The sequence below is a fragment of the Rhizobium atlanticum genome (genome assembly GCF_030182485.1).
Classification (GTDB): Bacteria; Pseudomonadota; Alphaproteobacteria; order Rhizobiales; family Rhizobiaceae; genus Rhizobium.
The window spans coordinates 1-10976 of record NZ_JAQJCJ010000003.1; the positions used below are offsets into that span (position 1 = coordinate 1).

At 57.6% G+C, this 10976-nt stretch carries 8 protein-coding genes; 2 read left to right on the forward strand and 6 right to left on the reverse strand.

The features are described 5' to 3' along the window. From PH551_RS05260 to PH551_RS05285, 6 genes are all read right to left on the reverse strand, one after another. The coding region (locus PH551_RS05260; protein WP_285192137.1) for a Gfo/Idh/MocA family oxidoreductase at positions 1–234 on the reverse strand (234 nt) is incomplete at its 3' end. Positions 235–677: 443 nt separating this feature from the next. Continuing rightward, positions 678–2111, reverse strand: a complete 1434-nt coding sequence (locus tag PH551_RS05265; RefSeq protein ID WP_285192138.1) for an NAD(P)(+) transhydrogenase (Re/Si-specific) subunit beta — start codon at positions 2109–2111, stop codon at positions 678–680. Positions 2112–2130: 19 nt separating this feature from the next. Next, positions 2131–3705 (reverse strand): Re/Si-specific NAD(P)(+) transhydrogenase subunit alpha, encoded by a 1575-nt coding sequence (locus PH551_RS05270; protein ID WP_285192139.1) that lies wholly within the window; start codon positions 3703–3705, stop codon positions 2131–2133. Positions 3706–3823: 118 nt separating this feature from the next. Beyond that, positions 3824–4786, reverse strand: a complete 963-nt coding sequence (locus tag PH551_RS05275; protein WP_285192140.1) for a Gfo/Idh/MocA family protein — start codon at positions 4784–4786, stop codon at positions 3824–3826. A 32-nt stretch (positions 4787–4818) separates the two neighbouring features. Beyond that, positions 4819–5811 (reverse strand): inositol 2-dehydrogenase, encoded by a 993-nt coding sequence (iolG, locus tag PH551_RS05280; protein WP_285192141.1) that lies wholly within the window; start codon positions 5809–5811, stop codon positions 4819–4821. Between the two features lie 134 nt (positions 5812–5945). Continuing rightward, the gene (locus PH551_RS05285) at positions 5946–6884 is read right to left on the reverse strand and encodes a substrate-binding domain-containing protein (RefSeq protein ID WP_285192142.1); all 939 of its coding nucleotides are present in this window, start codon (positions 6882–6884) and stop codon (positions 5946–5948) included. 928 nt (positions 6885–7812) lie between these two features. Between PH551_RS05285 and PH551_RS05290 the strand changes: the two genes are divergently transcribed. Next, the gene (locus PH551_RS05290; protein ID WP_350223847.1) at positions 7813–8742 is read left to right on the forward strand and encodes a substrate-binding domain-containing protein; all 930 of its coding nucleotides are present in this window, start codon (positions 7813–7815) and stop codon (positions 8740–8742) included. A gap of 17 nt (positions 8743–8759) precedes the next feature. Then, positions 8760–10901, forward strand: a complete 2142-nt coding sequence (locus PH551_RS05295) for a methyl-accepting chemotaxis protein (RefSeq protein WP_285192143.1) — start codon at positions 8760–8762, stop codon at positions 10899–10901. The last annotated feature ends 75 nt before the right edge of the window (positions 10902–10976 follow it).

Consider the following 10976-nt stretch of genomic DNA (forward strand, 5'->3'; position numbering starts at 1 on the left):
GATGTCGACGATGTCGATGTCCGGGCGCGAAACGACCTCGCGCCAGTCGGTCGCGTATTCGGCAAAGCCATATTGTTTGGCGGCGTTCTGCGCCAATTCCTCGTCGATGTCGACAACCACCTTGCGTTCGATCTCGACCGGAGAACCGAACAGGATCGGCACAACCGCGGTCGCAATCGAGTGAGCCTTCCCCATGAAGCCCGTACCGATCAGCGCAACATTCAACTTCTTCACCGCAAAAGCCTCCTTATGGCGCGGAAAGGCGTCCCGCACCTGCTAAACCAGAGACCGGACACAAATGCCGGCCCGTCAAGAAACTGTAATGTTAACGTATACAACACGAGAAAAACCCAATGTCAACGATTACATTGGAAATGTGATCGGAGAAATCACACAACCCAAACAACAGCGCTCCTACGCACCCAAGGCGCAACATAGGCGGGGAATTGCTTGAGTGGCCGGTCAGGCTCGAAATAGGGAATGCGGGGCTCACGAACGGTAGAGGCCAGCGCTGGCTGACGTTGGAGAGTGGATATGACTGCCAGCACCGATCATCGACTGTTCGGATCGCGTGGACCAAGCGATAGCAATAACGACACCGCGATTGCGCACGGATATGTCAATAACTGCCAGGAAACCAAGACCGCGCCAGCCAGAGCATTCTAGCTAGCCGGCGCTCACGCGATCTGCGGCAGCAACTGCGCCATACTCTCTTTCGCGTCGCCGTACAGCATACGTGTGTTTTCGCGATAGAAGAGTGGGTTTTCAATTCCCGAATAGCCGGCACCCTGACCACGCTTCGAGACGAAGACCTGTTTTGCCTTCCAAACTTCCAGCACAGGCATGCCGGCGATCGGCGACGACGGATCGTCCTGAGCCGCCGGATTGACGATATCGTTGGAACCAATGACGATGACGACGTCGGTATGGGCGAAGTCGTCGTTGATCTCGTCCATTTCAAGCACGATGTCATAGGGAACTTTGGCTTCGGCAAGCAGCACGTTCATGTGACCTGGAAGGCGGCCGGCGACGGGATGGATCGCAAACCTTACGTTCTTTCCTGCGGCGCGCAGCTTGCGCGTCAATTCTGAAACCGCCTGCTGGGCCTGCGCGACGGCCATGCCGTATCCCGGAACGATGACAATGCTGTCGGCATCATTGAGCGCTGAGGCGACACCGTCGGCATCGATAGCGATCTGCTCGCCTTCAATCGCAACGGCAATGCCAGCCGTCGCTCCGAAGCCACCGAGAATGACCGAGACGAAGGAACGGTTCATCGCCTTGCACATGATGTAAGATAGAATCGCGCCCGAAGAACCGACCAGTGCACCGGTGACGATCAAAAGATCGTTTCCAAGCGTAAAACCGATCGCAGCCGCAGCCCAGCCGGAATAGCTGTTCAGCATAGAGACGACGACGGGCATGTCGGCCCCGCCAATGCCCAGGATCAGGTGAAAACCGATGAAGAAAGCTAGAAGCGTCATCACGGCCAGTACCCAGATATCGGCGCCTTGTGTATAGAGCAGCAGCAGAATGAAGGAAAGGACGGCCGCGGCGGCATTGAGGGCATGCCCGCCAGGCAGCTTCTGCGCCTTGCCGTCGAGTTTTCCTGCAAGCTTGCCGAATGCGATTGCCGAGCCGGTAAATGTGACGGCTCCGATGAAGACGCCAAGAAAAACCTCGACTTTCATCATCGCCATTTCCAATGATGTCTTGCCGGCGAGAACCGCCGCAAATCCTGAAAGCTGCGCTCTCTCGGCCTCATTCAGTGCGGCAATCGTCGCTGCTTCGAAATGGGCATTGAAGCCGATCAACACGGCCGCCATGCCGACGAAGGAATGCAGAGCCGCGACCAGCTGCGGCATTTCCGTCATCTGAACCCTTTTTGCAACCAGCCAACCTGCTCCGGCGCCCACTACGATCATCGCCAACGTGACCGTCCAATTACCGAGGCCCGGTCCGAAAACCGTGGCAACAATCGCAATTGCCATTCCAACGAAGCCATAGCGGACGGCGCGCTTTGCGCTTTCCTGGCCGGACAGCCCCCCAAGGGACAAAATGAAGAGCACCGCCGCCGAGACGTAGGCGGCCGAAACGACACCGATAGTCATATGTGTAACCCTAACTTGATCAGGACTTCCGGAACATCGAGAGCATGCGCCGCGTCACGAGAAAGCCACCGACAATGTTGATGGTGGCGACCAGAACCGAGACGGCAGCGAGACCGACGACGATGCTGTTGCCGGACCCGATCTGCATAAGCGCGCCGACGATCACGATTCCCGATACGGCGTTTGTCACCGCCATCAGCGGCGTGTGGAGCGAATGGCTGACGTTCCAGATAACCTGGAACCCGATGAAGCAGGCGAGCACAAAAACAACGAAGTGCCCCATGAAACTGGCTGGTGCCATTGCGCCGACCAGCAGAAGAAGCGCGGTGCCGCCGGCCAGCAGCAGCGCTTGGGCCCTGGTTTGCCTTCGAAAGGCCGCCAACTCTTGCGAACGCCTTTCCTCGGGGCTGGGCTCTCTTGCCTTTTCCCTGGGCTTCTGGGCTGCGATGGCCTGAACTCTGGGCGGCGGCGGCGGGTAAGTAATCTTGCCCTCATGGGTGACTGTCGTGCCACGGATGACGTCGTCCTCCATATCGTGGACGAGGCGGCCATCTTTATTCGGTGTCAGATCCGCGATCAGATGGCGAATGTTGTTGGAATAAAGCGTCGAGGCCTGTTCCGCCATCCGGCTTGGAAAATCCGTGTAGCCGATGATAGTGACACCGTTCGGTGTCACCACCTTCTGGTCGGCGATGGTAAGTTCGCAATTACCGCCACGCTCTGCGGCAAGATCGACGATGACGGAGCCGGGTTTCATCGCTTCGACCATACCGGCAAGCCAAAGTCTGGGAGCATCGCGACCAGGTATCAGGGCCGTCGATATGACGATGTCGATCTGTGGCGCAAGCTCGCGGAACTTGCTCAGCTGCGCGTTGCGGAATTCCGGCGAGGACGGCGTCGCATAGCCGCCGCTCGCCGCCCCGTCTTGTTGCTGATCCGCAAAATCGAGGAAGACGAACTCCGCGCCCATACTCTCGATCTGCTCGGCAACCTCGGGGCGGACATCGAAGGCATAGGTAATCGCACCGAGCGCGGTCGACGTGCCGATTGCCGCAAGTCCGGCAACGCCCGCGCCGACGACCAAGACCTTGGCTGGCGCAACTTTACCCGCTGCGGTCACCTGCCCGGTGAAGAAACGTCCGAAACTATTGCCGGCCTCGATCACCGCACGATAACCGGCGATATTTGCCATGGACGACAGAGCATCCATCTTCTGTGCCCTTGAGATGCGAGGCACCATGTCCATGGCAATCAGATTGACCTGGCGCACGCGGGCGCTTTCGAGCAGATCGGCATTCTGTGCAGGATGGACGAAGGACAGGATCGTCTTGCCTGATGTGAGCGGTGCCAGTTCCCGCTGTTGCGGCGGCCTGACTTTCACGATGACATCCGCCGCCTGCCAGAGGTCCTGAGCCGTGGCCACGACCTCGACGCCAGCTGCGCGATATGCCTCGTCCGAAAGACCTGACGCGAGCCCCGCACCCGCTTCCACGAGGCATTGGTGTCCGAGCTTTTGGAGATGCAACGCGCTTTCGGGTGTCAATGCGACACGCTTTTCGTCGACGTAAATCTCCTTTGGCGCCCCGATTTTCATTTTTCCTCGCAAATGTTTGCTGACAAGCCGATTGCCGCCGAAAATATCGCGGCCCACGTCGGATCCGTTTGAAATGTTGCTGTAGCCAGCGAAACGACAATGCTTTGATCGTCAAGTCTTACGTATAGTCGATTTCGATCCGGCGCTTTTCGACCAATGAACGACGCGCCGCGTCGAGAATGACCGCCGCGTCATAGGCGTCGGCCAACGTCGATAATGGCGGCGAAGCCTTCGCCAGGCACTCGTTCAGAAAATATTGCTCGACCTGCAGGAAACTGTCCCAATAGGTCGCATCATCCCAGAACGGGATGGACGCCTGCCCGAACTTCGTTACGTCCCACGGGACGACACCGCTTCCCTCGGTTCCCAGAACCTTGAAATAGCAGGACCATGGTTCGCGGCTTCTGTCGTCGGCCGAGAAGCTGCCCCAGAGGTTTGCGATTTTCCCGTCGGCGTATTCCGCCGTGATCATGAGCTGGTCGTGCGCCCGCTTGTCGTCGAAATGCACGTTCGTTCCCGTTGCGTAAACATGCGAGGGACGCCCCAGGAAAAACAACATGCAATAGGCGTGATGAACCATCAATTCCCGCATCGTGAGGTCGGGTTCACCGATGGAGGCATCGTGACGCTTGTTGTAGATCGCCCAGAAATTGACGATATCGCCCAGCCTGCCATCTTCGATATGGGCTTTGAGGCGGCGCATATTCTCAGCGTAGACATAGTTGTGCGATGGCATGCAGATACGGTTGTACCTGCCGGCGACGTCCGCCAGCTCCCGGATCTGCTCGGCTCTTTCGCAGAGCGGCTTTTCCAGGAGCACGTGCTTTCCCGCCGCCAGACCACGTGTGGCAAATTCGAAATGGGACGCCGTGCTTGTAGCGACGAGAACGGCATCGATCTCGTCGTCGGCAAGGAGCGCCTCGACCGACGGATACGCCGTTCCCCCGAAGCGCCGGCAGAAGTCCTCCGCCTTATCCGCCGAGCGGTTCCATCCCCCGGCGAAAATATCCGGTCCTATCTGGCGGAGCGCCTGGACATGGAGTTCCGCCACTTTGCCAAGGCCAATGATCGCGATTTTCATGGACGTTTTCCGAATGTTGTACTGGTTAACCGTTAGCGAGGGATTTCAACCGGCCGACCCTCTCGCCATGACTGCGTTGCCGCATCGGCGATGAGTTGGGCGCGAAGTCCGTCCTCGGCATTCGGAACCGGAGCGGTCCCGAAAGAAACCGCCTCCACGAAATGGCGCATTTCGGCGAGGTAGGCCGCCTCGAAACGCTCGAGGAAGAAGGCTTGGGCGACGGCCTGTCCGAAGCCGTTGCTTCCCGCCTGTTCGACCAGGTTCTCAAGCACGTTGGAGACACGGAGCATCCCCTTGGAGCCGTGAACTTCGAGACGCTTGTCGTAGCCGTAGGTCGTCCTGCGCGAGTTGGTGACCTGGCAGATCCGTCCGCCGGCCGTCGTCAGAATGACTGCGGCTGTGTCGACATCGCCGGCTTCCTTGATGCCCGTATCGATGAGATTGGAGCCGACTGCAAATACCGTCACCGGCTCCTCGCCGAGAACGAACCTCGCCATGTCGAGGTCATGGATCATCATGTCTCGGAAAAGTCCGCCCGAGGTTTTCACATAGGAGATAGGCGGCGGGCCGGGGTCGCGGGAGACGATCGAGACCGTCTCCACTTCGCCGATTTCACCTGCCCGCACGCGCGCCTGAAGGGCGCTGAAATGCGGATCAAAACGCTGGTTGAAGGCTGTCATAAAGGCGACGCCCGCGGCATTGACGGCCTGGATACAGGAGCGAACCCTTTCGGAGGAAAGATCGATCGGCTTCTCGCAGAAAATCGCCTTGCCTGCCCGGGCTGCGGCGGTGACCAGATCGAAATGCGTGGATGTCGACGTAGCGATGACGACGGCGTCGATGTCATCAGCATTAATAATGCCGTCGATACCGCGCACAACGGTCTTGAAGCGCGCGGCACAGGCAGATGCGGCCTCGGAAGAAAGGTCGGCAACGGCGGCAAGTTCGGCGCCTTCGATACGCCGGATGGAATTGGCATGCACTTGGCCGATACGACCGCAGCCCAAGATACCAAGTCTAAGCATTACAATTTAGCTCCCCGATCCACGGATCAAAAATGTCCGACAGGTCTTCCGTCTTTGCGACGCGTTGGACCGACCGCCGATATGCGCGGAAAACAGATGCGCGCCAGGACGCGCATCTTTTTTCCGCCCGAGTGTCAGTTCTTCTTGATGTACTTGTCGACGTTGGCCGGATTGACCAGTTCGAACGGGATCCAAACGGGCGACTGCACCTTTTCTCCTTTCGCCAACTTGATGGCGGCGTCGACGGAGCCGGCCCCCTGACCGATTGCGTCCTGGAAAACGCTCACATCCAGATCACCCGTCTGCATGTAATGCATCGCCTCTTTGGTCGCGTCGATGCCGGCAACGACCACGTCCTTCATGTCCCACCCGGCGGCCTTCATGGAGTTGATTGCGCCGAGCGCCATTTCATCGTTGTTGGCAATAACGGCAGCAGGCTTGTAGCCGGCCGTAATCCAGTTGGTCATCAGATCCTGCGCTTTGACCGGATCCCAGTTTGCCGACTGTTCGTCGATCACCTTCATGAAGCTGCAGTCGGGCGTAGCAATAATGTCATGCACGGCCTTGCTGCGCAGTTCGGCACTGTGCTGCGCCAGGAGTCCTTGGATGATCAGAATGCCCGCATCACTGGTCTTGCCGCTTTCCTTCAAAACGCGGCAAACTTCCTTCGTCTCGATTTCCCCCGCTTCGGATTCGTTCGATCCAATGAACGCCGCCTTCGGGCCAAGTGCATCCAGGTCGCTCGGTGTATTGTTGACATAGATCAACGGCACGCCGGCATCTGCCGCCATCTTGGTGATCGCCGGAGAGGCCGAGCTTTCGACCACGTTGACGATGATCGCATCGACCTTCGCTGCAATGAAATTTTGAATTTGCGACAGCTGCTTGTTGATGTCGGCTTCAGCAAACTCGATCTGGAGCGGCTGCTTAGTCTTGGCGGCCTCGTCCTTCATTCCCTGAACCATCACCGCGAGAAATGAGTCGCTATGAGAGATCGCTACGCCAATGTCGCCGGCATAGGCAGGCGACGTCGCCAAAAGCAGCGCTGCAGTTCCATTGATGAGTTTTTTCATGCGAATTCCCTCCTCCATTGGTGTCCGGCGGCACCCACTGTTGCCGGAGTGGCCTCCTCCGAGACCGCCCGATATGTCAACGTTTACATACCTCGATCATCTGAGTTTGTCGTGCTGCCCGCATGCTTGAAGCCAGCCAACAATTGCATCATGCAAGATTTGATCGATGTTAACGTATACAACACCAAAATTTATGCATGTCAACGATTACATTAATGTTGACGTCCGTTTTTTTTAACCTATCATCAACGGAAAGGAGGAGATCAAAATGTACGTATCGAAAGCAGCTATCCGCAACGCGTCATTGTTTTCCGGCGTCGTCATGCTGGGCATTCTATTTGGTCATCCAATCTCCGCCTTTCTCGCACATGAAGGGGCAATTCTCGGTGATCTTCGACTGATGCAGGCCCAGGCTAGTCTCGCCGTGCTGCAGCGTGCCGTTGGAGCCGATCGAGATTCCGCCAAAACGCATTTGGCGCCTATAGCGGCTCCGGCCGCGCGATGAGTCCGGCGGACTTCACGACGTCCCTCCTGCTTTCGAAGGCGTTGGATAATACCGAGAGTGGGTACGAGCAAAACTGGCTCGCCAATCGTCACCGCCTCGATTTGTTCGTGCTCTGCGTTGTGGTCCTGAGCCTGTCTGTCGGGCTGTTGTCCACCCTCTAGGGGCTAAATCGCCCGATCATGTTCGCCAGTTCATGCGAGTTTCGGCCGCTGCCCTCCTCTTCCCGTTCGCAAGGTTTTTCGAGGACGAGCCGCAAGTGGGCCGTTGAGCCCGATATTGATGGACGCAGTCAACCTTTGGCAAACGACGTCAGTTTGGAGCTGCAGGCTACGTCTCCGTTCGAAGTAAGTGTCCAGCGATTAAATCTCTTTTTACCAGAACTGTTCAATGCTTCCCCGATCAGCAACATTTTTGGAGAGGGAAATGCGCAGAGCTGTAATATCGTCCTTGCTAATGTTAACGTTGACATCGTATGCGAACGCGGCAACGTTAGGCGTTTCGGTCTCCAACCTCGACGAGTTCAATTCCACTTTGCTTCGCGGTCTCCTAGCGCATGCAAAGGAGACCACCGGCGTCGACGTCATCACGACAGACGCGAATGGCGACGGCGATTTGCAGAAAAAGCAGGTCGAGGACCTTGTTGCTCGCAAAGTCGATGCTCTCATTGTTCTGCTCGCCGATGGTGACCTCGGCGGGCAACTGACGCCGATTGCCATCGGTGCGGGCGTCCCGCTCGTCTATGTCAACAACGTTCCGGCCAATGTCCTCGACCTTCCGCAGAACCAGGTCGTCGTTGCCTCCGACGAGAAGGAGTCGGGCACACTTCAGACGAAAGAAGTTTGCAGACTTCTCAACGGAAAAGGCAACATTACCGTGCTCATCGGCGAGCCCTTTCACGCGGCGGCTCGGGCCCGCACTGAAGATGTCGACGCCGTCATTGCCACGCCCGACTGCAAAGGATTGAAGGTCGTCGAACGTCAGACTGCCTACTGGTCCCCCGACTTTGCCGAAGCCCAGGTCGAAGAATGGATAACGGCGGGCGTCAAATTTGACGCGATCGTCGCAAACAACGACGACATGGCGCTCGGAGCCATTCGTGCGCTCAAGCGCAACCATGACGCCACGAAGGATGTGGTCGTCGCCGGCATCGATGCGATTGAACCTGCCCTCGAAGCGCTTAAAGCCGGCGAGATGAAAGTCACCGTGTTTCAGAATGGCGCCGCTCAGGGCGCGGGGGCAGTCGATGCGGCACTCAAGCTTGTTCACGGAGAGAAGGTGCCGCGGGAAAACTACATCCCGTTCGAACTCGTCACTCCACAAAATGTCGATCAATACCTGACGAAAATCCGGTGAGCTTTCGAGGCGCTATCATGCATTTCTGGAACAAACTCAGCATTCGTAGCCAAATTACGCTCGGCTTCCTTCCCCTCATCGTCTTCATGAGTCTGCTGTCGCTCAACGTCATGTCCGGGATGGACAAGCTCACATCAATGTTTTCTTCTTACCGCGCAACGGTCGGTGAAAGCCTCGCCATATCGGCTTATAGTGATCGGCTCCGCGACATTCAGATGTCGGCCGAAGCGTTTCGGTCCGACCCATCGAAGGAACTGGTTGATCGCTTCAAATCCGGGGTCAGTTCATTCGAGCTTGACGATCCGCGTCTAGCCCAGAATCCTGACCTCCAAGCCGCCGTCGCCACGATAAGAGGACAGATCGCCGCTTATGACCGGGCGTTCGATATGCTGGTTGCGCTGCAGTCACGACATGATCAGCTTCTTTCGAAAGTCACCGAATTCGGGCCATGGACGAGCGTTGCGCTGAATGACGTATTGCGCAGTGCTTGGCGTCAGAACGACCTACAGCTTCTCTACGCGACCACGAGGACGCTCGAAGCGCTCAACAGAAGCCTTTATTTTTCCGAGCGCTTCGTCAATTCCGGTGACCTGAAGGCATATGACATTGCGCAAGTTTCGCTGAGCGAAGCGGTCGATTTGAATGCCGCCGCCGCAAAAATGGCCCGCAATGACCGGCAGCGAACGCGCCTTTCCGGTGTCGCGCAACTGATGCAGAATTATAGCGCACGCCTTGGTGAGATGCGGAATGTTTGGAGTGAAACCAAGCGCATCAGGGAAACCGAACTGAAAGAACTTGGTCCGCAGATATCTACGGGTTTCCAGACATTGCAGGCAAGTGTTGCCGGCACTCAGAAAGAACTCGACGGCTCCGTCGAACAGACTGTTTCGAGCGCCATAACCGTGACGCTCGCTATCAGTGCGGCTTTGATCGTGATCGGCCTTGCGCTCTCATATTATCTCGGGCGGTTGATTTCATCGGCGGTGCGCACCATGGCTGCAAAAATGGAACGGCTGGCTCATGGCGATGACCTGGCCGAATTCGACGGCACCAACAACGGCCATGAACTCGGCGCGATGGCGCGCTCGCTAATGGTGTTCCAGGAAACCAAGCACGCCAAGGCAGCAGCCGACGTCGCTGCCGAAAGGGCGAGGCTTGCTTCGGAAGAGGAGCGCCGGCTGCAGGAGGGGAGGCGAATGGCCGAGGCAGACGCGATGGAAATTGCGTTCAACCAAATCTCCAAGGGCTTGGACGCATTGTCGGCCGGAGATTTGACCGCCAGGATCGGCAACGTCGATGCCCGCTACTCCATCATTCGCGACCGCTTCAACAGTTCGGTGGCAAGTCTGGAAAGCGCATTCGATGCCATCGTTCAAGCCGTTTCGACGATACGGTCGGGTCTGGGCGAAATCTCCGCCGCGACGAATGATCTTGCCCGTCGGACTGAACAGCAGGCGTCGTCGCTCGAAGAAACGGTCGCCGCGCTTTCGGAGGTTACGCGAAGTGTCAACGGTATGGCGGAGGGTGCCAGCCTGGCCAACGATGCGGTGACGACGACCCGTGCGAACGCCGAACAGGGCGGAGAAATCGTCAATCGCGCAATCTCGGCGATGAACGAAATCCAGACTTCTTCCGCAAGAATCGAGAGCATCATCGGCGTGATTGACGAGATCGCCTTTCAGACGAATCTCCTTGCGCTCAACGCCGGTGTCGAAGCAGCTAGGGCCGGCGAAGCGGGCAAAGGCTTTGCCGTTGTCGCGCAGGAGGTCCGCGAACTTGCGCAGCGCTCCGCAAATGCAGCAAAGGAAATAAAGCAGCTTATTTCGACATCAACGGGCCAGGTTGATGTTGGCGTTAAGCTGGTCGGCGAGTCAGGGTCGTCGCTTGAACAGATCGTGCAGCAAGTCAGCGCCATGAGTGCGACGGTGACTGAAATAGCAGTATCGGCCCGCGATCAGGCGCTCAGTCTACGCGAGGTCTCGGCCGCCGGTGACCAGATGGACAAGGTCACTCAGCAAAATGCAGCGATGGTCGAGGAAACGACCGCTGCCGCACAAAGCCTGCAGCATGAGACGGACAGGCTTGCCGCCTTGATCGGGCAGTTCAAAACGAGAAGCCTGACCGGCATCAGCCGCAACGCTTATGCGATGGCGTCTTAGGCAAAGTGGCAAAGTTCGTGCGGCTGGGGATCCAGCTGCACGACAACCCTAAAGGACGCTGCATATCAACCATGA

Excerpts from the sequence above, each read along its gene's own strand:
- PH551_RS05265 (WP_285192138.1), bottom strand. The coding sequence starts at position 2,111 with ATGACTATCGGTGTCGTTTCGGCCGCCTACGTCTCGGCGGCGGTGCTC.
- PH551_RS05270 (WP_285192139.1), bottom strand. The coding sequence starts at position 3,705 with ATGAAAATCGGGGCGCCAAAGGAGATTTACGTCGACGAAAAGCGTGTC.
- PH551_RS05275 (WP_285192140.1), bottom strand. The coding sequence starts at position 4,786 with ATGAAAATCGCGATCATTGGCCTTGGCAAAGTGGCGGAACTCCATGTC.
- iolG (WP_285192141.1), bottom strand. The coding sequence starts at position 5,811 with ATGCTTAGACTTGGTATCTTGGGCTGCGGTCGTATCGGCCAAGTGCAT.
- PH551_RS05285 (WP_285192142.1), bottom strand. The coding sequence starts at position 6,884 with ATGAAAAAACTCATCAATGGAACTGCAGCGCTGCTTTTGGCGACGTCG.
- PH551_RS05290 (WP_350223847.1), top strand. The coding sequence starts at position 7,813 with ATGCGCAGAGCTGTAATATCGTCCTTGCTAATGTTAACGTTGACATCG.
- PH551_RS05295 (WP_285192143.1), top strand. The coding sequence starts at position 8,760 with ATGCATTTCTGGAACAAACTCAGCATTCGTAGCCAAATTACGCTCGGC.